The 23,297-nt window shown below is 66.2% G+C and carries 22 protein-coding genes; 17 read left to right on the top strand and 5 right to left on the bottom strand.

Features of this window, described 5'->3' with window-relative positions; genetic code table 11:
* Window positions 1-16: 16 nt before the first annotated feature.
* From nuoL to AB0F17_RS33600, 4 genes are read left to right on the top strand one after another with little or no spacing between them, the layout of a single operon-like run.
* Complete coding sequence (gene nuoL, locus AB0F17_RS33615; RefSeq protein WP_358031370.1) at window positions 17-1,888, top strand: NADH-quinone oxidoreductase subunit L; 1,872 nt, start codon at window positions 17-19, stop codon at window positions 1,886-1,888.
* Window positions 1,888-3,447 carry an NADH-quinone oxidoreductase subunit M gene (locus AB0F17_RS33610; protein WP_358031217.1) on the top strand — a complete coding sequence of 520 codons (1,560 nt, stop codon included), beginning with the start codon at window positions 1,888-1,890 and terminating at the stop codon, window positions 3,445-3,447. Before nuoL ends, AB0F17_RS33610 begins: the two co-directional genes overlap by 1 nt.
* Window positions 3,444-5,030, top strand: coding sequence for an NADH-quinone oxidoreductase subunit NuoN (nuoN, locus tag AB0F17_RS33605; RefSeq protein ID WP_358031215.1), 1,587 nt, complete (start codon window positions 3,444-3,446; stop codon window positions 5,028-5,030). Before AB0F17_RS33610 ends, nuoN begins: the two co-directional genes overlap by 4 nt.
* Window positions 5,031-5,039: 9 nt before the next feature.
* A complete protein-coding gene (locus AB0F17_RS33600) occupies window positions 5,040-6,029 on the top strand; it encodes a polyprenyl synthetase family protein (protein WP_358031213.1) in 990 nt (329 codons plus the stop codon).
* Here the strand turns inward: AB0F17_RS33600 and rarD are convergent.
* A complete protein-coding gene (gene rarD, locus AB0F17_RS33595; RefSeq protein WP_358031211.1) occupies window positions 5,997-6,917 on the bottom strand; it encodes an EamA family transporter RarD in 921 nt (306 codons plus the stop codon). The two genes, AB0F17_RS33600 and rarD, sit on opposite strands and share 33 nt — an antisense overlap.
* 115 nt (window positions 6,918-7,032) lie before the next feature.
* Here rarD and msrA point away from each other — a divergent pair, with 115 nt between their 5' ends.
* The 13 genes from msrA (at window position 7,033) to AB0F17_RS33530 (ending at window position 19,307) form a co-directional block, all read left to right on the top strand.
* Window positions 7,033-7,695, top strand: a complete 663-nt coding sequence (gene msrA / locus AB0F17_RS33590) for a peptide-methionine (S)-S-oxide reductase MsrA (protein WP_358031209.1) — start codon at window positions 7,033-7,035, stop codon at window positions 7,693-7,695.
* Between the two features lie 72 nt (window positions 7,696-7,767).
* Complete coding sequence (locus AB0F17_RS33585; RefSeq protein ID WP_189142160.1) at window positions 7,768-8,079, top strand: hypothetical protein; 312 nt, start codon at window positions 7,768-7,770, stop codon at window positions 8,077-8,079.
* On the top strand, window positions 8,055-8,471 hold the full coding sequence (locus AB0F17_RS33580; RefSeq protein ID WP_358031208.1) for a PIN domain-containing protein: 417 nt from the start codon (window positions 8,055-8,057) through the stop codon (window positions 8,469-8,471). Before AB0F17_RS33585 ends, AB0F17_RS33580 begins: the two co-directional genes overlap by 25 nt.
* 1,777 nt (window positions 8,472-10,248) lie before the next feature.
* Window positions 10,249-11,490: a helix-turn-helix transcriptional regulator gene (locus AB0F17_RS33575; RefSeq protein ID WP_358031206.1), complete on the top strand. Its 1,242-nt coding sequence runs from the start codon at window positions 10,249-10,251 to the stop codon at window positions 11,488-11,490.
* 7 nt (window positions 11,491-11,497) lie between these two features.
* Window positions 11,498-11,974, top strand: coding sequence for a hypothetical protein (locus AB0F17_RS33570; RefSeq protein WP_358031204.1), 477 nt, complete (start codon window positions 11,498-11,500; stop codon window positions 11,972-11,974).
* 123 nt (window positions 11,975-12,097) lie between these two features.
* Complete coding sequence (locus tag AB0F17_RS33565) at window positions 12,098-12,565, top strand: NUDIX domain-containing protein (protein ID WP_358031202.1); 468 nt, start codon at window positions 12,098-12,100, stop codon at window positions 12,563-12,565.
* Window positions 12,566-12,807: 242 nt separating this feature from the next.
* Window positions 12,808-13,116: a type II toxin-antitoxin system prevent-host-death family antitoxin gene (locus AB0F17_RS33560; protein ID WP_358031201.1), complete on the top strand. Its 309-nt coding sequence runs from the start codon at window positions 12,808-12,810 to the stop codon at window positions 13,114-13,116.
* Window positions 13,117-13,119: 3 nt separating this feature from the next.
* Window positions 13,120-13,638 (top strand): type II toxin-antitoxin system RelE/ParE family toxin, encoded by a 519-nt coding sequence (locus tag AB0F17_RS33555; RefSeq protein ID WP_358031199.1) that lies wholly within the window; start codon window positions 13,120-13,122, stop codon window positions 13,636-13,638.
* 241 nt (window positions 13,639-13,879) lie between these two features.
* Window positions 13,880-14,947: a histidine kinase gene (locus AB0F17_RS33550; RefSeq protein WP_358031197.1), complete on the top strand. Its 1,068-nt coding sequence runs from the start codon at window positions 13,880-13,882 to the stop codon at window positions 14,945-14,947.
* A gap of 5 nt (window positions 14,948-14,952) precedes the next feature.
* Window positions 14,953-15,639, top strand: a complete 687-nt coding sequence (locus AB0F17_RS33545; protein ID WP_358031196.1) for a response regulator transcription factor — start codon at window positions 14,953-14,955, stop codon at window positions 15,637-15,639.
* Window positions 15,640-15,675: 36 nt separating this feature from the next.
* Complete coding sequence (locus AB0F17_RS33540; RefSeq protein ID WP_358031195.1) at window positions 15,676-17,025, top strand: hypothetical protein; 1,350 nt, start codon at window positions 15,676-15,678, stop codon at window positions 17,023-17,025.
* 154 nt (window positions 17,026-17,179) lie between these two features.
* Entirely contained in the window at window positions 17,180-17,524 is a 345-nt protein-coding gene (locus AB0F17_RS33535; protein ID WP_358031193.1) for a hypothetical protein, read from the top strand.
* A gap of 310 nt (window positions 17,525-17,834) precedes the next feature.
* Entirely contained in the window at window positions 17,835-19,307 is a 1,473-nt protein-coding gene (locus AB0F17_RS33530) for an ATP-binding protein (RefSeq protein ID WP_358031192.1), read from the top strand.
* Here the strand turns inward: AB0F17_RS33530 and AB0F17_RS33525 are convergent.
* Genes AB0F17_RS33525 through AB0F17_RS33510 form a run of 4 tightly spaced genes read right to left on the bottom strand, consistent with a single transcriptional unit; the run spans window position 19,257 to window position 22,208 of the window.
* Entirely contained in the window at window positions 19,257-19,427 is a 171-nt protein-coding gene (locus AB0F17_RS33525) for a hypothetical protein (protein ID WP_358031190.1), read from the bottom strand. The two genes, AB0F17_RS33530 and AB0F17_RS33525, sit on opposite strands and share 51 nt — an antisense overlap.
* Window positions 19,424-21,478: a hypothetical protein gene (locus AB0F17_RS33520; RefSeq protein ID WP_358031189.1), complete on the bottom strand. Its 2,055-nt coding sequence runs from the start codon at window positions 21,476-21,478 to the stop codon at window positions 19,424-19,426. Before AB0F17_RS33520 ends, AB0F17_RS33525 begins: the two co-directional genes overlap by 4 nt.
* Before the next feature lie 38 nt (window positions 21,479-21,516).
* Entirely contained in the window at window positions 21,517-21,810 is a 294-nt protein-coding gene (locus tag AB0F17_RS33515) for a hypothetical protein (protein WP_358031187.1), read from the bottom strand.
* Window positions 21,807-22,208, bottom strand: coding sequence for a YbaB/EbfC family nucleoid-associated protein (locus tag AB0F17_RS33510; RefSeq protein ID WP_358031185.1), 402 nt, complete (start codon window positions 22,206-22,208; stop codon window positions 21,807-21,809). Before AB0F17_RS33510 ends, AB0F17_RS33515 begins: the two co-directional genes overlap by 4 nt.
* Between the last annotated feature and the right edge of the window lie 1,089 nt (window positions 22,209-23,297).

The following is a 23,297-nucleotide window of genomic DNA, read 5'->3' as shown; positions in this document are numbered from 1 at the left end:
GCACACCGCCGGCGGCATGATCGGGGCCTCTTGGCTGATGATCGCCTTCCCGTTGCTGGGTGCGGCGATCCTGCTGATCCTCGGACGCATGACGAACCGGTGGGGCCATCTGCTGGGCGTGGCCATGTCCCTCGCCTCGTTCGTCGTGGCGGTGCTGACCTTCCTGGAGCTCATCGGTCTGCCGGCTGATCAGCGCCGCCAGGCCGTACATCTGTACGAGTTCATTCCCGGCATGGTCGACATGGGGTTGCTGATCGACCCGCTGTCGATCAGCTTCGCGCTGCTGATCACGGGTGTCGGATCGCTGATCCACATCTACTCGATCGGCTACATGGCGCACGACCCCGAGCGGCGCCGGTTCTTCTCCTATCTGAACCTCTTCGTCGCCGCGATGCTCCTGCTGGTGCTGGCCCACAACTACGTGGGGCTGTTCATCGGCTGGGAGGGCGTGGGTCTGGCGTCGTACCTGCTCATCGGGTTCTGGCAGTTCAAGCCCTCGGCGGCGGTGGCGGCCAAGAAGGCGTTCATCGTCAACCGGGTCGGTGACCTCGGGCTGCTGGTCGGGATGTTCGTCATCCTGGCCACGTTCCACACGCTGACCTTCAGCGACCTGGGCGCGCAGATCGCCAAGAGCCCGCCGTCCGGCGGCGCCATCACCGCGATCGGCCTGCTGCTGCTCCTCGGCGCCTGCGGCAAGTCGGCGCAGCTCCCGCTGCAGTCGTGGTTGCTCGACGCGATGGAGGGCCCGACCCCGGTCTCCGCCCTCATCCACGCCGCGACCATGGTCACCGCCGGGGTCTACCTGGTGGTCCGCTCCGGCGCGTTCTTCTTCCCAGAGGGGTCCCCGCAGGCGCTCGCCGTCTCGATCGTCGGCGCGGCCACGCTGCTGGCCGGTGCCATCATCGGTTGCGCGAAGGACGACATCAAGAAGGGCCTGGCCGGCTCGACGATGTCGCAGATCGGCTACATGATGCTCGGCGCGGGCCTCGGCCCGGCGGGCTATGCCTTCGCTATCGGGCATCTGATCACGCACGGCTTCTTCAAGGCCGACCTGTTCCTTGGTGCCGGGTCGGTCATGCATGCCATGAACGACGAAGTGGACATGCGGAAGTACGGCGGGCTGCGCAAGTTCATGCCGCTCACCTTCGCGACGTTCTTCGTCGGCTACCTGGCGATCATCGGGTTCCCCCTGCTGTCCGGATATTTCACGAAGGACGGCATCATCGAGACCGCGGTTCATCACCAGCCGGTGCTCGGCTGGCTGGCCGTGCTGGGGGCGGGCATCACCGGCTTCTACATGTCGCGGATGGTCTTCATGACCTTCTTCGGCGAGAAGCGCTGGGAGAAGGACGCGCACCCGCACGAGTCGCCTTCGGTCATGACCTGGCCGCTGATCATCCTGTCGATCGGCGCGGTCTTCCTGGGTGGCTACCTGATCATCAGCAACAGGCTGTACGACTTCCTCTCGCCCGCCGTGGGCACTGCTGAAGTGCGGCCGAGCTTCGACTTCACCAGCACTCCCGGCCTGGTCACGCTGGCGCTGGTCGCCGTCGGGGCGGGCTTCGCCTGGGTCAGGTACGGCAGGGCCTCGGTGCCCGCCGTGGCGCCGCGCGGCTCGTTCCTCACCACGTTCGCCCGCCGTGACCTGTACGGCGACGCGCTCAACGAGTCCCTGTTCATGCGCCCCGGCCAGTGGCTGACCCGCTTCGCGGTGTACTTCGACAACCGCGGCGTCGACGGGCTGGTCAACGGCCTGGCGGCGGGCATCGGCGGGACCTCGGGGCGTCTCAGGCGGATCCAGACGGGCTTCGCCAGAACCTACGCGCTGTCCATCCTGTTCGGTGCTGCCCTCCTGGCAGGCGCCCTGCTCCTCGTTGGGAACATCTGATGTCACCCTGGCTCCCGATACTCATGGCGGTGCCCGTCCTGGGCGCCATCGTGGTGGCCCTGCTTCCCAAGGGCAGTGACAAGCTGGCCAAGCAGGTCACGCTGCTGGTGTCCCTGGTCGTGCTGGTGCTGACGCTCGTGGTGGCGGTCCAGTTCAAGACGGGCGGCCCCAGGTTCCAGTTCCAGGCGGTCTACGACTGGATCCCGAGCTTCGGCGTGAAGTTCGGGGTCGGCGTCGACGGCATCGCGCTCGTCCTGATCGCGCTGTCGGCGGTGCTGGTGCCGATCGTGGTGCTCGCCTCCTGGCACGACGCCGACGGTACGCAGAGCGCCGACGGCACGCTGATCACCCCGAAGCGGTCGGTCAAGACGTACTTCTCGCTGCTGCTGGTGCTGGAAGCGATGATGATCGGCGTCTTCGCGGCGACCGACATCTTCCTGTTCTACGTCTTCTTCGAAGCCATGCTGATCCCGATGTACTTCATGATCGGGTCGTACGGTGGCGCGCAGCGGTCGTACGCGGCCGTGAAGTTCCTGCTCTACTCGCTGTTCGGCGGCCTGCTCATGCTGGTCGCGGTCATCGGGCTGTACGTGGTCGCGGGCAAGAACACGTTCATGTTCCCCGAGCTCGTCGGCGCCATCCAGGACCCCGCGACGCAGAAGTGGCTGTTCGCCGGGTTCTTCATCGCCTTCGCGATCAAGGCGCCGCTCTGGCCGGTGCACACCTGGCTGCCCGACGCGGCCGCGCAGGCTCCGGCCGGTGCCGCCGTGCTGCTCGTGGGCGTGCTCGACAAGGTGGGTACGTTCGGCATGCTCCGGTTCTGCCTGGAGCTGTTCCCCGACGCGGCCAAGGCGTTCACGATGCCGATCGTGGTGCTCGCGGTCATCAGCATCATCTACGGCGCGATCGTGGCCATCGGGCAGACCGACATGAAGCGGCTCATCGCCTACACGTCGATCTCGCACTTCGGCTTCATCGTGATGGGCGTGTTCGCCATGTCGCAGGTGTCGCAGTCCGGCGCCGCGCTCTACATGGTCAACCACGGCTTCGCCACCGGCGCGCTGTTCCTGGCGGCCGGCTTCCTCATCGCCCGGCGCGGCTCGCCGCACATCGCCGACTACGGAGGCGTGCAGAAGGTCACCCCGCTGCTCGCCGGCTTCTTCCTGATCGCCGGTCTGGCCGGGCTGTCGCTGCCGGGTCTGTCGTCGTTCGTCAGCGAGTTCATGGTGATGATCGGCACCTACACCAGCACCGCCTTCGGGTCCGGTGCGCTCGCGGTCGCGGCGATCGTCTCCGCGCTCGCCGTGATCCTGGCCGCCGTCTACATCCTGTGGATGGTGCAGCGGACGATGAACGGGCCGACCGCCGAGTCGGTCAAGGCGTTCAAGGACCTGAACGTGCGCGAGATCGTCGTGCTCGCGCCGCTCGTCGCGCTGATCATCGGCTTCGGCTTCTTCCCCAAGCCGCTGCTCGACGTGATCAACCCCACGGTCACCCAGACGCTGGTCAACGTGAAAGTGGACAACCCGGCTATCGCTGAGAAGGGGGCCGGCCAGTGAACGACGCTGTCGTGGCGCCGACCATCGAATACGGCACGCTGGCGCCGATGCTGCTGGTCTTCGGCGCGGCCGTCATCGGCGTGCTCGTAGAGGCGTTCGCGCCGCGCTACCTGCGTAAGTCGATCCACGTGCCCCTCACCCTGCTGTCGCTGGCCGGCGCGTTCGCGCTGGTCATCCTCCAGGTGGTCAAGGGCGCCGTGCCGACGGCGCCGGTCGCCATGGGCGCGGTCGCGGTCGACGGGCCCTCACTGTTCATCTGGGGCGTCATCCTCGTCCTGTCGTTCGTCTGCGTGCTGATGATCAACGACGAGGGTCACTTCGTCGCCTCGGCGGCGGCCGTGCCCGGCAGCGCCGATGAGGAGGAGGCCGAGGCCGCCGGTGGCTCGCACACCGAGGTCTACCCGCTGGTCCTGTTCGCGGTCGGCGGCATGCTGCTCTTCCCCGCCTCCCACGACCTGCTGACCATGTTCGTCGGCCTTGAGGTCATGTCGCTGCCGCTGTACCTGCTGTGCGGCCTGGCCCGTCGTCGCCGCCTGCTGTCGCAGGAGGCGTCGATGAAGTACTTCCTGCTGGGCGCGTTCTCCTCGGCGTTCTTCCTGTACGGCACGGCCATGGTCTACGGCTACGCCGGGACGGTGTCGTTCACCGGCATCAGCAAGGCACTGTCCACCGGCTCGCTGCTCGACCCGATCCTGCTGCTCGGGCTCTCGCTGCTCGGTGTCGGCCTGCTGTTCAAGATCGGCGCGGCGCCGTTCCAGGCCTGGAAGCCGGACGTCTACCAGGGTGCTCCGACGCCCATCACCGCGCTCATGGCCTCCGGCACGCTGGTCGCGGCCGTGGGCGCCGTGCTGCGGGTGTTCTGGGTGGCGCTGGGCAACATGGACTGGGACTGGCGGCCGGTCATGTGGGCCGTCGCGGCCCTGACGATGGTGGTCGGCGCGATCCTGGCGATCACGCAGACCGACATCAAGCGCATGCTGGCCTACTCCTCGATCGCGCACGCGGGCTTCCTGCTGATCGGCGTCATGGCCACGTTCGACAAGAGCCTGCAGAACTCCAGGTCGCTCTCGGCGATCCTGTTCTACCTGCTCGTCTACAGCATCACGACGGTCGGCGCGTTCGCGGTGGTCACGATGGTCCGCGATCCGGGCGGCGAGGCGGGTCACCTGTCCCGCTGGGCCGGGCTGGGCAAGCGCTCGCCGATCCTGGCCGGGATCTTCGCGTTCTTCCTGCTGGCCTTCGCCGGCATCCCGCTGACCAGCGGCTTCTTCGGCAAGTACGCCGTGTTCGCCGCCGCGCTGGCCAGCGGATCTGAGGCAGGTGACTCGCTCGGGGGCTGGATGACCGGGCTGGTCGTGGTGGGCGTCATCGCCTCCGCGATCGCCGCGTTCTTCTACGTGCGCGTCATCGTCCTGATGTTCTTCAGCGAACCGGCTGCCGACGGCCCCTCGATCGCGGTGCCCAGTACCGGGACCGTGGCCGTCATCGCGATCTCGCTGCTGGTTACGGTAGGAGTGGGGCTCTTCCCGCAGCCCATGCTCGACCTCGCCAACCAGGCTGCATCCGGCCTGTTCATCAGATAGGGGATCTGTATGTCCGCGCCTCCCGTGGTTGACCTTCCCATTGAGGACGAACGGTTGGCGCAGGACGTGGCCAACGGACTGGCCGCGGTCGAGAAGCTGCTGCGCTCGTCGGTGGAGAGTGAGGACGCCTTCGTCACGGAGGCGTCCAAGCACCTCATCGAGGCGGGCGGCAAGCGCTTCCGCACGCTGATGCTGCTGCTCGCGGCCCAGTTCGGGGATCCGTCGGCGCCGGGCGTCGTGCCCGGCGCCGTGGTCATCGAGCTGACCCATCTCGGGTCGCTCTACCACGACGACGTCATGGACGAGGCTCCGGTACGCCGGGGCTCCCCGTCGGCCAACGCCCGGTGGGACAACACCGTGGCCATCCTCACCGGCGACTACCTGTTCGCCCAGGCGTCCGACCTCCTGGCGGACCTCGGGCCGGAGCTCATCCGCATCCAGGCCCAGACCTTCTCCCGCCTCGTACAGGGTCAGATCCGGGAGACCGTCGGGCCGCGCGGCGACGAGGACCCGGTGGCGCACTACATCAGCGTGCTGGCGGACAAGACCGGGTCCCTGATCGCGGCCTCCGGCCGGTTCGGGGCGCTGCTGTCGGGGGCGCCCACAGACGTCGAGGAGCGGCTCAGCCGGGCCTGTGAGGCGATCGGGGTGGCTTGGCAGCTCGGGGACGATCTGCTCGACGTCGCCTCCACCTCGACGGAGTCGGGCAAGACGCCGGGGACCGATCTGCGGGAGGGCATCCGTACGCTGCCGGTGCTCTACGCGCTGGCCTCGGCTCCGTCGTCGCGGCTGGCCGAGCTGCTGTCCGGGCCGGTGGCGGAGTCGGACCTGGAAGAGGCCCTGACGCTGCTGCGGGCGGACCCGGCGATGAGGCAGGCACGGGCGGAGCTGGATGCCTGGGTGGACCGGGCTCGTACCGACATTTCCGGCCTCCCAGACATCCCCGCCAAGAACGCATTTTTGGCGCTATGTAACTACGTTGCTCAGCGTTCTGGGTGATTTCCTGACCCGGGCGGCGTGAGCCGTACGGATGCTGTCGTAGGTGAAGATGGCCAAGGCCAGCCACACGATCGAGAACCCGATCCAGCGGCTGGCCGGCATGGTCTCCTTCGCGATCAGCACCCCGCACAGGAACTGCAGGACCGGCGCGATGTACTGAAGCAGGCCGATCGTGCTGAGCGGCACCCTGATCGCGGCGGCGGTGAAGCACAGCAGCGGCACCGCCGTGATCACCCCGGCGCCGGCCATGAGCAGCGCATGGCCGAGGCCCTCGCTCCCGAACGTGGACTGCCCGCTCTGCCCGAGAAAGAGGATGTAGGCCAGCGCGGGGGCGAGCAGCACCAGGGTCTCGACGGTGAGGCTCTCGGCCGCGCCCACATTCGCCTGCTTCTTCACCAGCCCGTACACCCCGAAGCTGACGGCCAGCGTCATCGCGATCCACGGCGGCCGGCCGTAGTCGATGGTCAGCACCAGCACGGCCAGTGTCCCGAAGCCCACCGCCACCCACTGCAGCGGACGCAACCGCTCCTTGAGCAGCACGACCCCGAACAGCACGCTGATCAACGGGTTGATGAAGTACCCCAGGGAACTCTCGACCACGTGATCGGTGTTGACGGCGTAGATGTACACGCCCCAGTTGACGGTGACGATGACGGCCGCCAGCGTCAGCAGCGCGAGCTTCCTGGGCTCCTTGAGCAGCCCTCTCGCCCAGGACCAGTGGCGCCGCACGGCCAGCACCGCGAGAACGGCGACCAGCGACCAGGCCATGCGGTGCGCGAGGATCTCGAAGGCTCCTGACGGCTTGAGCAGCGGCCAGTACAGGGGGAACAATCCCCACATCGTGTAGGCGGCAGCCCCGAACAGCACACCGCGCCTCAAGTCAGGCATGTACCCCAGTTTCGGGCATTACTACCTTTAAACACAAATGCGGGATGCTGTACGGAATTATGTAGGACCGCTAAACGTTGCGGATTTTGTATCGTAGCTCGTAGGAGGTGGCACGATGGGTTGGCTGTTCGGCGGCAACAAGACATCGATGGTCCGTCCCGAGGACGCTCTGACCGGGCGTTCCGCGGAGATGCCGGTCCCGGCGCGACACGCGGTCCTGGACGCGCCCCTGGCTCCGCCGTACCCTCCGGGCACGGAGATCGCCGACTTCGGCATGGGCTGCTTCTGGGGCGCCGAGCGCAAGTTCTGGCAGACCCCAGGGGTCGTCACGACCGCGGTCGGCTACCAGGGCGGCTACACGCCCAACCCGACGTACGAGGAGGCCTGCAGCGGCCTCACCGGACACACCGAGGCGGTCCGGGTGGTGTACGACCCGTCGAAGGTGTCGTACGAGGAACTGCTGCGCGTCTTCTGGGAGGCCCACGACCCGACACAGGGCATGCGTCAGGGCAACGACGCAGGCACCCAGTACCGCTCGGCGATCTACTGGCACTCCCCGGAGCAGCAGAAGGCGGCGGAGGCGTCACGCGACGCCTACCAGGAGGTCCTGAAGGGCGCGGGCTACGGCGAGATCACCACGGAGGTGGCTCCGGCGGGTCCGTTCTTCTTTGCGGAGGAGTATCACCAGCAATATCTGTACAAAGTGCCCAATGGCTACTGTGGAATCGGCGGTACTGGGGTCTCCTGCCCGGTCGGTCTGACGTCCGGCGACGCGTAGGCATACGTAGCGGCTGGTCCTTGCGCAGAGCAAGGGCCAGCATTTTGCTACTTCGAGTAGTAAACTGAGCCTATGAGCATGCCTGAGCGAGACTTCGCCCCGGGAGACGGCCCGGCCGCCAAGGTCAGTGTGTCTCTGAGAACGGGCAACATTCGCGCTGTCCGAGAGCGAGTCGGGGCCCGCGGGTTTTCCGCCTACGTTGATGCCGCTGTGGAGCGCCAGATCGAGCGGGATCTCTTGGAGGAGGCCCTGCAGGCCAACGAGGCGGCTTCTGGGCCGATCCCACAGTCTTTGCGTGACGAGGCAGCGGAGTTGTTCCGCCGCGTCAAGTCCGCGCCCGAACTCCAGGAGGAGGACGGATGGCGCGCGCACGAAGCCGGTTGAGCGCGGGCACCGTCGTTCTCGATTGCGAGGGGCTCGTGCAGTGGTGCGAGGCGGACCAGCGGGTGACTGCGTTCGTACGGGAGGCGCAGGACAACGACTTTCGGGTTGTGGTCAGCGCCATGACACCGATCGAGGCACAAGACGTCCGCGTCAAAAGCGATCGTCTCAGGTGGTTTCTGTCCCGGCTGAAGATCGAGCCGGTGACCGAGGACATCTCGTCGCGCGCGATCGAGCTTCTGCGAGATGCCCGCCTGCACGGTCACAAGTACGCCATCGACGCTGTGGTCGCGGCCACCGCACTGCGCTCGGTGCGCCCTGCCATCGTCCTGACGTCTGACGAGGACGACATGAGCAAACTGTGCGGGAAGGCAGTGCAGGTCGTCCCTGTATGAGGCTGCTTGAGGGCCGATCGGGAGTCTCCGGAACTATTGCGGGAGGCGAACCACTACCACCGGCAGTATTTGTTCATGGTGCCGAACGGGTACTGCGGGATCGGTGGGACGGCGAGTGAGCGGAGCCGTTGGCGAGGTCGAGATCCTTTGGGCTGAGCACCGCAAGGTTCCGTTCCCCAATCTCCAGGATGGGGACCTGTTCGGAGACCTTGTGGTGGCGGACATGGGCGTCGCAGGGATCGTGGACTCGTATGTCAAGCAGCAAGGTGGCCCTATCAGCCCGCATCGGCGAAGCCGGCTCAGCAGCAGCGTTCACGATGTCCGCGCGATCAGGCGACGGATTCGCACCGTCGAAGGACGCGCCTACGTCGATCGCCTGCTACGTATGGCCGACCTGATACTCGGCAGTGCATCACCACAGGATGGGCACGGTCGGTAATCACCGAACTCTCTCTACAGAGTTCAAGGGGGTGCCGCCTATGGCGGCCCACCGCGCTGTTGAGAATGTCCCCAAACCGGGGGTGGGCTAGTCGACTATCATCCGGCTCTGTATGAAGTCTCGTATAGTGGGGGCTGTACGGAGTCATTGCGAATCTGCAATGACTCTGAGAGAGCAAGAAGCCCCCGCCGGGCGCCAATTCCAGACGAGGGCTCTTGCGCACTCGTGGGCTCAGGTAGGTTCGCCTACTTGAGCCCACCGCCGTTCACTAGCCAATCCAGGGTGATCAGTACCGCCCGAGTAATGAGCGGCCACCACTCCGGTCGTACAGGTAGCTCGCGGCGCCGGCTCTTATTGGCAGCCATAAGATTCCTTCTCCGAACCGGGGTTGGATGGGTATCGGGATCGACCACCGGATCGGTGCTGGTCGATCCCCCGAGTGGACAACCGACCGGCTATGGCTGCCGTTCTGAGACGGCGCAACAAAGCATAAAGGTAGTTCGGGGATAGAGCCCGGCATCTCGCCTTGCTCTGGTACGGATATGAGGCTTCTGGGCGTAGCCGCCGCAAGTTCATCGGCTATTCGTGCTAGTCAAAGGCTTGCGTCGATCAGATACCAAATCTTGGGAAACTTTTCTGCCGCCCCGCTTCCGGCGCTCGGGTCTGGAGGCCATGTGCTCCCGATCGGGTTGCCATCGAATCACCTACCTACCGCACGTGTTCCCGACCTCTGGAGTCTGGTCTCGGCGTGTAGATTCCCGGCCAGTTCCTCCAAGGTCTCTCCGCAACGCACGTTGGAGAGACCGCTGTTCTTGGGTACGAGGTTCGCTCGGATGGCGACCCAGCCGCCAGCCATGTCGATGATGTGCCAGCCAGGGAAACTGCTGAGCACCTGCTGCAAGGTCATGGGCGCGGTTGCGCTTTGGTGATCAGCGACGAATGCGGATGCGCCACGCGTAGGTGTGCGTAGCGAAGGGCAACTCGGCGCGCGGCGCGGGCTGGCTCGGTGGAGGGGTGCCATGCGTAGATCGCCCGGTGTCTGAGTGGGTTCCAGCCTGTGCGCCACCAGTACATCCCCTCCTCACACCACACGATCAGGCCGACCCAGACCGACACCATGGGCATGCCGTAGTCGTGATGGACGTCGGTAGTGATTCCATGAGTCGCTAGAGCAGCGGCCAGCCGTTGTGCGTCGACCACGGGTTGAGATGGAAGTGCGCTCATGTACAGAGCGTCGCTGTCGCGAAACTGCAGGTGAACGGCCTAGTGCTGCTGGTGGTACGCCTATTCTCGTTGCGAATATCGGTATGGCCGAGGTTGGCGACTTAACCTAGCGTTGTGACCCAGATACCGCCGCAGTTCTGGTCCGGGCCAGCCGTTGCCGCCGCTCTCGCCGAGTGCGATCTCCCAACCATCCTTGAAGAGGTACGGCAGGCACATGGATGGACGCAGGCCCAGCTTGCTGAGGCGGTCGGCTACTCCCAGAGCTGGGTGTCCAAGGTGTTGCGGGGTCGTCAGCCACTCACCGTGGACCAGGTTCGGGAGATATCCATCCGGATCGGAGTGCCGCTTCACTTGCTCCGGTTCGGAGCTCGAGGGGATGACGATCCGACGAAGCGCAGAGATTTCGGCAAGGCGGTGGCGTTGACCGCGCTGGCGGGCGTGGCCCTGCCCAAGCGCCTGGACGTGGACGAGACCACGGCTGCCACGCTGACCAGCATCACCGGTGCCCAGCGTCGCTTGGAGGCCATAACGCCTGCGCGTGAACTCGCCCGGCCGGCCGTGGCCCAGGTCGATCTCGCGAATCGCGTCCTCGGCCGCGCGTCGCGATCTCCGTCCGCTGATGAGGTCAGGGCTGGTCTGAGTGAGGCGGCAGGCTTCGCGGCCTGGGTACACGCCGACATGCAGGACACCGGTTCGGCGCGCTTCTACTACCGTCGTGCGATCGACAGCGCACGGCAGGCCGACAATGCGCTGCTGGCGGCGTACATGATCGGCAGTCTGGCCGCGTTCGAGATCGACGCCGACGATCCGCTGACCGGACTGAACCTTCTGGCGAGGGCGCGGCGGGAGATCGGCGAGCGGCCCCCGGCCACCGCTCGCGCGTGGCTGTTGAGCATCGAAGCGCTCGGCCACGCGACTGTACGAGATGAGGCGGCAGCGCTTGAGGCGTTGAGGATGGCTGAGTCGGCGGTACGGGCCGGTGAGCGGGCCGCCGCGCCGCCCTGGCCATGGGTGTTCCCTTTCGATCATGCGAAGCTGGCGGGTTATCGCGCTCTGGTGACGGTACGGCTCAAGCGGCCGGGCGAAGCCGTCGCCGCCTTCAACGAGTCGCTCTCGTCGGCCCAACTCGGTGCGAAGCAGCGTGGCGTGCTCATGACCGAGGTAGCGGCTGCCGAGGCCATGTCGGGGCACTATGACGAGGCGCTGTATCTGGCGTCCAATGCGCTCACAGTGGGAACGACGTATGGCTCGGAGCGTGTCCTGCACCGGGTCAAGACCTTCCGCCGAGCGTATGCCGGGCCGTCGTCCAACGCCCTGCGATCGTTCGACGAACGTCTTCACGCCACTCTGCTCTAGGGGGATCATGGTTCGCATCGCCGTCTCCGGCCATCGGGGTTTGCGGGAAGAGACTGCCGTTCTGATCGATCGGGCGATACGTGAGGCGCTCGTGGAGTACCTCCCCGACATCAGCGGGTTGTCCTGTCTGGCGGATGGCGCCGATCAGATCTTCGCTCGTGGGGTGCTCGACCTTGGTGGGGCGCTGGAGGCCGTGATTCCGGCCAAGGAGTATCGAGACGGACTGCCGAGTCAGTGCCATGCGGCTTACGACGAGTTGCTGGGCCGGGCGGCCCGGGCGCTCAGGCTGGACTTCGTGGAGTCCACTTCGGATTCCCATATGACGGCCAGCGAACGCATGCTTGACGACGCCGATGTGTTGTTCGCCGTCTGGGACGGACAGCCTGCCCGAGGCTATGGCGGCACTGCCGACGTGGTGGCCGAGGCCCGGCGGCGGGAGGTGCCCGTCCAGGTGATCTGGCCCGAGGGAGCCCGGCGAGACTAGGAGTTGGCGGCACTCTGGCAGCCAAGATCCGATCGTCCCTGACTTACTACTACATGTCATCGTTCGAGCGCGTCTGGGCCGGGGCAGTGCCGTGGTCCGGTGCGGAGATCTGAGAGGTAGCTCATGGGGCGAGTCGAGTACTGGAATGATCCGGGCGCACCGAAGGCGAACAGTCTGGTTCCGGCCTGCGGCACGGTCACGGTGGACGATGCGGGGCGCATCCTGATGCAGCGCCGACGCGACACCGGTCAGTGGGCTCTGCCCATGGGCAAGATGGAGATCGGGGAGACGCCGTCACAGTGCGCCGTACGGGAGACCGAGGAGGAGACCGGCGTTCGGGTGGAGCCGGTGGGCATCCTGGGCATCTACTCGGATCCCGGTCACATCGTGGCCTACACCGACGGTGAGGTCCGGCAGGAGTACGAGGTGATGCTGATCGCCCGTCCTGTCGGTGGTCGGCCGGGAGCCAACGACGAGGCAAGCGATGTCCGCTGGGTGGCCCCGGGCGACCTTCAGTCGCTGGACATCCATCCCACGCAATGGTGGCAGATCAACGACTACCTAGAACGTGGCTACCCCCACGTTGACTGACCTGGAATGGCTCAACGGGCACTTTCCAGGTTTGCGCTCTGGTCGCTAGTTAGCAGGTCGGATGGTGGGTCGCTCTCTAGAAGCACCTCTAGACCAGCAATACCTGTACAAAGTGCCCAATGGGTACTGCGGCATCGGTGGAACTGGTGTGGCCTGTCCGGTGGGCCTGACCTCCGGAGAGGCGTGAGTCTAATGTGGGCCTAAGGATCGCGGTTCTGTGCAGAAAGATATACAGTTGATGTATGGCCGTTCTGCACGATGCTACTGAGCTGAGCGTCACAGAAGCAGCTCAGCGAGGAGTTGCCCGTCTGGTGGCTGATGCGGAGCTGGGGACCGATCTGGTGGTCACCCGCAGACATCGGCCGGTGGCGGCCGTGGTGAGCATTCGCCGACTCAAGGAGTTGGAGGAGGCGGCGGCTGATCTGCGTGATCTTGCGCTCGTGCTCGCTCGGTCGGTCACGGACACGGGGGAGCGGGTCTCGCTCGATGACGTGCTTGCAGCCTTCGGGCAGACTCGCGAGTCGCTGGCCGCCATCCCGGACGATGAGTGAGTCGTGTCCGACGTCGTCTTTACGGCGCCGGCGGTCGACGACCTCCGACGCATTGGCCCAGATGCGGTGCCCAAGGTGCTCAGGAAGATCCTTCTCCTGCTGGATAATCCTGAGGCCGGTTACCCGCTCGGTGGGGAACTGACCGGTTTTCGGAAGCTGGTGATCGGCCGTAACACCTGGCGTGTCGTCTACCGGATCACTGAGGACAAGTCGGTGGAGATCTGTGAGGTGTGGGCTGTCGGTGAGCGTGCCGACGCGGAAGTGTACGCGGAGGCGACAGCGAGGGTTCGCGAGGCGGGTGCTGCCCGTCCTGAGTTTGTCCAGCTCGGCCAGGTGATCGAGCGTCTCGGCACGCTAGCCGATCATCTTCGGATTGAGGACGCACCCCCTAGAGAACCGGTTCCGGATTGGCTGGCGGACCGGTTGATTTACACGGTCGGGATGGCCCGCGAGGACGTTGCTGCTCTTGATCTTCAAGAGGCTGTCGACCTGTGGGCGGAGTACCGGTCTAGGCCTCATTAGGTCGCACATCTATTGCCTGAAGCGAAGCGCTACCCACGCGCGTCCTGAAACGCGCCGAGGAGATCCTCCGGTCGGAGGGCAATCACTCCTTGTGATCGTCCTTGACTCAGGTCCGTTGGTGGCCGTCGGCAGCCCCGGGATGTTCACTCTAGAGAGTGAAGGCAGAGGGCTGATAAGTCCTGATAATGAGCAGATGTTCGCAGCGGGCCGGGTTGGTAGGGCGGTTGACGGGGTGCTTGCGGTGGGCGTGGTCCTGGCTACGGTTGGGCCGCTTCTCCTGCCCGATCCCAAACCTTGGTGGATCATCGGACTGGGGCTGCTGGCGTCGGTGCCGGTGTGGTGGCGTAGGCGGGCGCCGATGGTGGTGGCGGTGGTGGTCGGGGCGGCGATGTCGGTGATGGTGACGTGGGAGAAGCCGTTCCTGCCCTTCGGGCCGCTGCTGGCCGTCTACACGATCGCCGACCTGAGCCCCACGTGGAAGAGGCTGGCGGCGATTCCGGCGATCGTCGCGGCTGTGGGTATCTCGCTGGTGCTGCCGGGGGAGAACGACGAGACCTTCCGGCTGATGGGGACTGCCTTCGTGGCCGCCTACGCGCTGGGCACCAGTGCCAGGGCGAGCCGCTCGCGAGCTGCCGAGCTGGCCGAGCGGGCGCGGCGGCAGGAGCAGGAGCACATCGCGGCGGTAGCCGAGGAGCGCACCCGGATCGCGCGCGACATGCATGACATCGTCACCCATTCCGTTGGGCTGATGGTGGTTCAGGCCGAAGCCGGGCCGGTGGTGGTGCGCAGCGACCCGGACAGGGCCGAGGCGGTTTTCGATGCGATCGCCGGCACGGGAAGGGGTGCGCTGGCCGAGCTTCGGGGGGTGCTCGCCGCGCTGCGGTCCCCGGGCGAAGGTGGCGGACCGGTGTGGGGCCATGCCGGCGAGCGCCTGGGCGAGTCGCTGTTTCAGCCCCGTCTGGCCAACCTCCCTGCGCTGGTCGAGCGCAGCGGCCTCGATGTGGTGAGCACGACCGTCGGTACCCCGCGCCCGGTCGCCGAAAGCGTTGAGGCCGCCGTCTACCGCATCGTTCAGGAGGCGCTGACCAACGTGCGCAAGCACGCCGGTACGCGTGCCGTACGCCTCACTCTGACCTGGCGGGAGAGCCTGACGGTGGAGATCGCCGACGACGGGCGGGGGCCGGGTGAGGGCGGCGGGTACGGGCTGGCTGGGATGCGGGAACGGGCGGCGGCATGTGGCGGGACGCTTAGGGCCGGGGCGGGACGAAACGGGGGCTTCTTGGTGGAAGCGGAATTTCTGCTTGAATAGCCCGCATGTTACGGGTCCTCATCGCCGACGACCAGGACCTGTTCCGCGCGGGGTTCGGGCTGATCCTGAACGCGCAGCCGGACATAGAGGTGGTCGGCGAGGCCGCCGACGGCGAGGAGGCGATCGCCGAGGCCAGGCGGCTCCAGCCGGACGTGGTCCTGATGGACGTGCGCATGCCGGGCAAGAACGGCATCGAGGCGACCAGGGAGATCTGCGCCACCACCGCCGCCAAGGTGCTCGTGCTGACCATGTTCGACCTCGACGAGTACGTCTACGACGCGGTCCGGGCGGGCGCTAGCGGTTTCCTGCTGAAAGACATCCGGCGCGACGAGCTCGCCCACGCCGTGCGTACCGTCGCCTTGGGTGAGGCCCTGCTCGCCCCGGCGGCGACCAGGAGACTGTTGGAGGACCTGGTGCGCAGGCCCGCCCACGGCGTCGCCCCCCGGCTGGCGGCCAGGCTGGAGGCACTGACCGAACGCGAGCGCGAGACGCTGAAGCTGGTCGCGCGCGGCCTGTCGAACGCGGAGATCGCCGCCTCGCTCGTGGTAACCGAGCACACGGTCAAGACGCACGTCAGCCGCATGCTCACCAAGCTGGACCTGCGGGACCGGGTCCAGGCCGTGGTGCTGGCCTATGAGTCCGGGCTGGTGGTCGCCGGTGAGAGTGACAACGGAGATCACACTCGAGACTGACGCGCCGGCAGGGTGGGGAAAAGCACGATCGTCGGTATGGAACGCATCCTTCTCACCCTCGCCTCCGCCGTCCTGATGCACTTCGGCACCGGTCTCCACCCCGTCTGGTGGCTCACCTGGCTCGCGCCGCTGCCCGTCCTGTTCCTGGCTCGCCGGGCGGGCAAGGCTACGGCTTTCGCCGCCGGGACGCTCGTCTGGCTCGCCGGCCAGGCGCAGATGTGGCCGTACTTCACCCGGACCCTCGAGATGCCGCCCGCGCTGGCCGCCGCCCTCATCGCGGGCCCCGCGCTCTGCTACGGCCTGGGCGTGCTGCTCTTCCGCACCCTGCTCGTGCGCGGCAGGCCGCTCCTGGCGGCGGCAGCCGTCCCGGCCGTCTGGGTCACCACTGAGTACGTCATGAACCTCGCCGGACCGCACGGGGCCTGGTGGAGCCTGGCGTACACGCAGGCCGACTTCCTGCCCGTGCTGCAGACCGCCTCTGTCACCGGGGTCTGGGGCATCACCTTCCTGCTGTTGTTCGTGCCCGCCTCGATCGCGGTCCTGCGGCCACGCGCGGCGGTGGTCTCGGGCGTGCTGGTCGCGCTCACGCTCGGCCATGGGTTCGTCCGGCTCGCGACGCCCGCCGACACCGGAGGACGGAAGGTCGCGCTGGTCGCGACGGACAACTCCGAGGATCTTGTCCGCCGGTACGGCGAGGCCATCGACACCGCGGTGGCCCGCGGCGCGGAGATCGTGGTGCTGCCCGAGAAGGTTTTCAAGACCGCCGACCTGCCGTTCGCCCGCCCGGGTGTGGAGGTGGTCGCGGGGATCGCCATGGAGACCAACAGCGCGGTGAGCTACCCCTCCGGCGTGCACTACGACAAGCACCACATGATCCCCGGGTTGGAGCGCGAGTTCCGGCCCGGTACCAGCTTGGCCTTCCTCGACGGCAATCGGCTCGGCCTCATCATCTGCAAGGACCTCGACTTCCCCGGCCTGGTCAGGGAGTACGGCAAGGCCGGCGTCGCCGCCCTGCTCGCGCCCGCCTGGGACTTCGACGAGGACGCGTGGCTGCACAGCCGCATGGCGGTGGTGCGCGGCGTGGAGAACGGCCTGGCGGTGGCCCGTGCCGCACGCGAGGGATGGCTGACGGTCAGCGACAACCGCGGCCGGATCGTGACCGAGCGCTACAGCGACAGAACGGGCATGACCACGGTCACGGCCACCCTGCCTCGGGAGGGCTCGGCCACCCTCTACACCGCCCTGGGCGACTGGGCCGCGTGGGCCTCGGCCGGGTTGCTGCTGCTCGCGCTCGGCGTGCTGGCCCGTACGAAGTCTTCCAACTCGGTGAGCGAGGGCCCGACCGGCGGGACCACGATGAGCCTGTCGACACCGAGCTCGGTGTAGGCGGCGACGACCTCCGGAGTGAGGCGCCGGCTGACGGAGACGCGCAGCCGCCGCCCGGTGTCATGTTCGCGCCGGCCGGCGCTTTTGAGGCAGAGGCCGACGAGGGGCACGCCGGTAGGTACCGGTGTCAATGGGAAAGGAGGCGGGTTTCGGATTGCGTGAGCTCAGCGCCTTGTTGTCCACGCCCGATCCGATGGATCACCAGGATCTGTTACGCCGCCACGTCGCCGGATGGGAGCAGCGCATCGCGCGGGCACGCGTGGCCAAGGACCTGATCGAGCACGCCTTCGCCTGCCCGCACCGTTTCGCCGACTGCGAGCACGCTCGTGACCAGATCGCCGCGCGTATCCCGCCTGCACCCCACAGCGGCCACGGAGGCGGCAACGGTAAGTGGCCGGAGGCCGAATCACAACGTAGATCAGCGGAACTGGCCCGTCCCGCCGGCCTGATGTCAGGGGATGAGGAGCATCCGCTGACCCGGCGCTCCTTGACCGAGTGATCCACACATTTATTGCCTGAAGTGAACCACTACCACCAGCAGCATCTGGTTAAAGTTCCGAACGGAACACTGCGGGATCGGCGGCACCAACGTCAAGCTGGGTAACCCTTCCGAGTGGTCATGCCCTACAGGGTTGACGACCTCAGAGGAGTAGATCTCCTGGTCTACGAGACCTCCGTGTACGGCGAGTACGCCGTCTCGGGGGTCTCAGTCGCTTCAGTGGCTCTTCTCGAACGTAACGAAGAGCCCTTTGGCTCCTGGATGTAGGGGTACAGTTAACATAACTGTAGTTCCCTTTCGGAGGTTGTCGATGGACAAGCCAGCCGAGATGTTCGATCGAGAGTACGAGTGGTCAGCACTGACCCGATTCATCACCGACCCACAGCCCGGCGCCACCTTGGGCGTGGTCTCCGGACGCCGACGTCAGGGAAAGACCTTCCTGCTCGACGCCGCTTGCCGGGCAGCCGGAGGGTTTTACTTCGGCGCGACCGAGGCCGCTGACGCCGAGTCACTTCGCCGGTTCAGCTCCGCACTCACCGAACATTCGCGACCCGCGACCCCGTATCACTTCGCCCATTGGTTCGAAGCCATCGACGCGCTCCTCGCGCTCGGCTCCGAGCGCCCGCTGCCCGTGGTGATCGACGAATTCCCGTACCTGGCCAAAGCCAACCCTGAGCTACCGTCAGTAATCCAGGAAGCTTTCAGGCCTTTGCGTGATCAGCGAACCACCTCCCAGACCAGACTCCTGCTCTGCGGCTCCGCCCTGTCCTTCATGGGCAAGCTACTGGCGGGTAACGCGCCCCTGCGCGGTCGGTCCGGCCTTGAACTGCTCGTTCGCCCGCTCGATCACCGCCTTGCCGCCGAGTTCTGGGACATCACCGATCCGCGCCTGGCTCTCATGGTTAATTCGATCGTCGGCGGCACACCCGCCTACCGGCGTGAGTTCGCCCGCGGCGACTCCCCGGCGGACATGGCGGATTTCGATGATTGGGTCGTTCGTACGGTCCTCAACCCAGAGACACCTCTCTTCCGAGAGGCCCGCTATCTCCTCGCTGAGGAACCCGACCTACGCGACACCACCCTGTATCTGTCCGTCCTGGGTGCGGTAGCCGACGGGAACGCCACTCGCGGCGGCATGGCCGGCTATCTGGAACGTAAGGCCACTGATATTGCACACCCGATCAATGTCCTCGAAGACGCTGGACTGCTCCACCGAGACGCCGACGTCTTCCGAGAGAACCGCCCGACTTACCGCATCGCGGAACCGCTGATCGGCTTCTACCACGCGATCATGCGTCCCGTCTGGGACCAGCTGGAACGCCCCGGCAGTGCGAACCGAGTCTGGCAGGCCAGCCGCCGCCGTTTCGTCAGCAATGTCCTCGGCCCCCACTTCGAACAAGTCTGCCGCGACTGGGCCTTGCACCACGCCGAACCCGATCTCCTTGGCGGGCTGCCCGCCCGCGTGGGGCACGGCACCGTCCATGACCCCACCACGCGCACTGGCCATGAGATCGACGTGGCCATCATCGGTATCGCCGATAGCGGCAAAGCACCCCTGCTCGCCATCGGGGAAGCCAAATGGAACGACACCATGGGCGCCGCACACATCGACCGTCTCCGGCACATCCGTGACCTCATCACTCGGGCCGACCGCTACGACACCTCACACACGAAGATGATCTGTTTCAGCGGAGCAGGCTTCAACGACAAGGCCCACCAAGCGGCAACATCGTCACCCGACCTCCATCTCGTCGACCTGCCCGCCCTCTACGGCCAGAACTGAAGCGACCACCCAGCCAGAGACGATCTCCGTTGCGGAGACGGCGCCGCTGGACGGGGTCGGCTCGGCGGTGATGCGGGCGGCGGTCTCCTCGCCGAGTCGCACGTATGGATCATCGGTCACTGGTTGGACTTCCACATCTGCTGGAACCGCAGCCAACTGCGGGAGTTGAAGCCCGGGGGGACGACGTCGAGACGGCCGTCGAGGCCGGTCAGGTGGGCAAGGGCGTTGACGGTCCTGACGTAGTTGAGCACATTGAGCAGGTAGATCCGGTCACGTCTGGTGAGCTCCTCGTGCCCGTCAAGCCGTCCGAGCAGCCGGGACGCCTCGCTCAGCCTCTTGACCGGGTACGGGTGCAGCGCATCGACAAGGACATACGACCGGGAATCGAGGAACACGACGTTGCCCCGGCCGACCATGTCCATCGTCTCGCCTGCCACTTGGCTGTAGTGCAGGGCGTTGCTGGCGAATCTCCGTATCTCGGTCATGAGCTCGGCGTCGTCCTGCGCCAGCAGGAACAGCCTGTTGAGCGACGGACTTCGTTGCGCGTCCAGGAACAACTCCTGGTCGAAACGGGCGGGCCCGACGTTCTCCAGCCAGCGCCGCCCTGCTTCCAGATAGACATCGGCAGGAGGGTTCCGGTTGGCGGTCTCGGCGTACCCGGTCGCGAGGTCCGGGTTGCGGAAGGTTTCCAGGCCGTCATAGCGATGCTGGACGGTGACGATCGCAGGCATCTCGTAGATGCGCTCGGGGTCGGCCCGGGCCGCGCCGACGATCTCGTTGATGACGCGCCCGGGCCATTTGATGTCCCGCACATACGAGTGCTGATCGGCGACGTGGTGTGCGCCGTGGAGATCCCGGAGCAGCGTGTAGCGGTGTTCTTTGTCGCGGAGGATGTCCAGCATCTGGGAGGCCACGTCGGCGAGCTTGACATGATCGGGGTCGAAGTCGGGCGAGCGCCAGTCCATGACCTTGGCCGATGTGTTGTGGTCGATTTTGACGATGCTGTCGTGGAGTTCGTAGACAAGGTGCTCGCCGCCGCGGGCGAGGTAAACCGGCTCCGCGTCGCCAGACCCCGAAATGAACTCTCCCGTTCTTGGACGAGGGGCGTAGACGGATTCCTTCGGTGACTGCCAGGAGGCCAGGGCGCTGTCCAGGGCTTCGGCGAACCGGTCTGTGTCGCGGAGTCGGCCGTGGTTCACCCCGTCGTGCAGGCGGCCGAACGCGCCTGGATCGAGTTCGTCAAGACGGCGCAGTGGGGCCTCGAACCGGGGATCACCGAACCTGGTGTTCCAGTGGTGGGGGACCTCTGGGGCGGTCAGATGCTGCCCGTCGGCGCCGAGCGCGCTGGAGAGGACGGTTTTGCCGAGCGCCGTCCAGTCCAGGTCGCCGTTGTAGAGCATGGTGGCCATGCTGGCCAGGCCGCCCGCCAGGCCGTACTGTGCCGCCTGGCCGTAGACGGAGTGGGTCGCGGCGGCGAGCAATTTCTCCCGCAGGCGCATCTCAGCCCGTGAAAGGCCGAGTCCGTTTGCCAGGGCGGGGGTGGACAGCCGGGTCAGCCCGCCGGCCAGGCCGCCTTTGAACAGGCCCATCAGGCCGCCGGTGGCCGCCGAGGTCGCGAGCTGGCGCGGGTCGAAGCCGTCGCGGCGGCCGCCTTCAATCTGCAGGTACTGCACGGCGGCGTCCATACCGGCGCCGATCGCGGCGAACAGCGCGATGTTGATCAAGGCCATTCTGGCGATCAGTGCCACGGTCAGCCTGGCCAGTTGCAGACGGGCTGGGATGATCGTGAGGCTGGAGCCGCCAGTGGCCACGGCGGTGGCGCTCAGGTAGCCGATCTGCACGACCAGCAGCCACACCGTGGCCTCGATCAGGTACTTCGTGTACTGGATCTGCACGCCGACCGCGTTCAGCTTGATCGCTGCATGGATCAGCCGGGCGGCCAGGTCGGCGACCTGCTTGTCGGCGGTCTTGGCGACATACTCGGCGAACGCCTGGTGGGCCGCGCCGTCCCAGGCCCGGCCGATCCGGCGGGCGCTGTACGGGTCGTCGGCCGCAGTGCCCTCGACGACCTGGTGGGCGGCCGTCACGCAGGCGTCGGCGAGCCGGAAGCAGCCTTCCTCATCGCCCTGCGGCCAGTCCGTCCCGACCACCCAGCCGATCCATGGCTTCATCCCCTCGGGGATGAGCCTGCCGTCGAAGCTCAACCGGCTCAGTCGTCGCCGTCGGCCTGTTTGTAGTTGCGCGCACTGACGCGCAACCCGTCGGCGCTGTCGCCGAGGGCGTCGAGATAGGCATGGAAGGCGTCGAAGATCCCGTTCTCGATCTCCGGCAGTTGCTTTTCCAGCTCGGCCCCGTACTGATCGTCCCCGAGCGTGCGGCGGTCGCGATCGAAGGCGGCGCGCAGGGTGTCGCGGGCACGAGCGATCCGCGTCTGCTCGTCCTCGACGAAGCGGGCGCCGCCTTCGAGGGCGGCGCGCTCGACGTACATGCCGTCGAAGGTCACCGGCGTGACGGCGCGTCCGCGCCGAGGTCGAGGGGCTGGGGCAGCAGCGAATCGAGGGTCGCGCCGGGGCCGAAGATCTCCTCGTACGGCAGGTCGTCGGGGATCAGCGGGCGCATAAGCTCCCCGGCGCAGGCGGTGGCCTGCGCGGTGGCTTGGGCTATCTGCTCCATGATGGCGGTGGCCAGTTCGGTGGCCGACAAGATGCGGTAGACGCGCGGGTTCAGCTCGATGGCACAGACCTGGCCGCGTGCTCCCACCGTCACGCCGACCATGCCGTCTCGGGTCCTGGAGGTGCACCGCAGCTCGTTCAGCTCGCTGTGCAGGTCGCGGACCTGCTGAGCGCGCCGGTTGTACTCAGTGGCCAGTTCGTCGATGGTCACACGAAAGCTGTCAGGCATTCCCATCTCCGTTTGTCCTAATATGTCCCCTGCAAGATCAATCTATCTTGCAGGGCGATGCGAGACCAGCGCAAACTCATCCGGGTACGCGGCCGAATCCCGGCCGCCGCCCAGGTCGCCGCCGAAGGATGCCAGACCACCCACTGCACCCTCACCATTCGGCATCCAAGGCTCCGACGCGCAAGAACGCATCAACCAGCTCCGCAACGCGCTGACCAAGCTCATCACCAAGCACGGCTGAACCGTCCGCGAGGAAGCACGCTGACCTGCACCTTCTTGCTTAGCGGAAATTTCCAGCCGGATATGACCAGGACCCGCACTCCCACACCGTCGACGACGCTCCACCGAGTGTGGGGTCGAAACTCGCGAACATCGACCGTTTCTCTCAGCGACTGGTGTCGAATCTGGCGAGCAGATGGCACCGCTTCGGACGAACAACGCCATGTGATCGAGAAAAAGGACAAAAATCCACTGCGCCGGAGCCCTGGGGTGGCGCCGGCGTCATTTGCCCTGTCAGCCTCGCGGCTGGCGAAGCCCAGGCCAGTCAGGGTAGTGATCGTGCAAACACCTTTCGAGCATGGCCGTTGACAGGCGGTATCCGCATGGGGTCATCCCATGCGCGGATGGAATTGATCTGGGTCTTTTCCTGAATTCCAGGAGGACTTCTCATCAACGTCGCAAGGGGTTGCGGAAGTCGCGGCTTTCTCGGGGATGTCGTGCACAACCGTCTTTGGCCGCCAAGGTCGCTGATTGGTGCGGATGCGAAGTTTTTGTCGATGGCTTCGAACCTATTGGGAGCTGGCCGCGAGCGATGGGGCATGTGCTCTGACCTGAATGTTTATTTATCCAAAATGTCCAAAGGTGTGATTTTGATGAAGATCTACTTGATGTTCGCGTTGTCGGCTGCGAGCGTGCTGGCAGTGCCCCGGTCCGCTCAAAACGGGGAATCGGGACCTGGGATAAGACGGGAAGAGGGGAAAATGGGTTACAAGAGGCTTGTTTCCCCGATGGTAGGGACTGGTGTCGCGCTCACACTGCTGACCGGCCCCGCTGCAACGGCGAATGCCGCGGGCAAGACTTCAGTAGTGA

Source organism: Nonomuraea sp. NPDC026600 (genome assembly GCF_040638335.1).
Lineage (GTDB): Bacteria > Actinomycetota > Actinomycetes > Streptosporangiales > Streptosporangiaceae > Nonomuraea.
Note: the sequence above shows the minus strand (reverse complement) of the source record. Positions and strands in the feature narration are given on the sequence as shown.

Excerpts from the sequence above, each read along its gene's own strand:
- nuoL (WP_358031370.1), top strand. The coding sequence starts at position 17 with ATGATCGGGGCCTCTTGGCTGATGATCGCCTTCCCGTTGCTGGGTGCG.
- AB0F17_RS33610 (WP_358031217.1), top strand. The coding sequence starts at position 1,888 with ATGTCACCCTGGCTCCCGATACTCATGGCGGTGCCCGTCCTGGGCGCC.
- AB0F17_RS33600 (WP_358031213.1), top strand. The coding sequence starts at position 5,040 with ATGTCCGCGCCTCCCGTGGTTGACCTTCCCATTGAGGACGAACGGTTG.
- rarD (WP_358031211.1), bottom strand. The coding sequence starts at position 6,917 with ATGCCTGACTTGAGGCGCGGTGTGCTGTTCGGGGCTGCCGCCTACACG.
- msrA (WP_358031209.1), top strand. The coding sequence starts at position 7,033 with ATGGGTTGGCTGTTCGGCGGCAACAAGACATCGATGGTCCGTCCCGAG.
- AB0F17_RS33585 (WP_189142160.1), top strand. The coding sequence starts at position 7,768 with ATGAGCATGCCTGAGCGAGACTTCGCCCCGGGAGACGGCCCGGCCGCC.
- AB0F17_RS33580 (WP_358031208.1), top strand. The coding sequence starts at position 8,055 with ATGGCGCGCGCACGAAGCCGGTTGAGCGCGGGCACCGTCGTTCTCGAT.
- AB0F17_RS33570 (WP_358031204.1), top strand. The coding sequence starts at position 11,498 with ATGGTTCGCATCGCCGTCTCCGGCCATCGGGGTTTGCGGGAAGAGACT.
- AB0F17_RS33565 (WP_358031202.1), top strand. The coding sequence starts at position 12,098 with ATGGGGCGAGTCGAGTACTGGAATGATCCGGGCGCACCGAAGGCGAAC.
- AB0F17_RS33560 (WP_358031201.1), top strand. The coding sequence starts at position 12,808 with ATGGCCGTTCTGCACGATGCTACTGAGCTGAGCGTCACAGAAGCAGCT.
- AB0F17_RS33545 (WP_358031196.1), top strand. The coding sequence starts at position 14,953 with ATGTTACGGGTCCTCATCGCCGACGACCAGGACCTGTTCCGCGCGGGG.
- AB0F17_RS33540 (WP_358031195.1), top strand. The coding sequence starts at position 15,676 with ATGGAACGCATCCTTCTCACCCTCGCCTCCGCCGTCCTGATGCACTTC.
- AB0F17_RS33530 (WP_358031192.1), top strand. The coding sequence starts at position 17,835 with ATGGACAAGCCAGCCGAGATGTTCGATCGAGAGTACGAGTGGTCAGCA.
- AB0F17_RS33520 (WP_358031189.1), bottom strand. The coding sequence starts at position 21,478 with ATGAAGCCATGGATCGGCTGGGTGGTCGGGACGGACTGGCCGCAGGGC.
- AB0F17_RS33510 (WP_358031185.1), bottom strand. The coding sequence starts at position 22,208 with ATGCCTGACAGCTTTCGTGTGACCATCGACGAACTGGCCACTGAGTAC.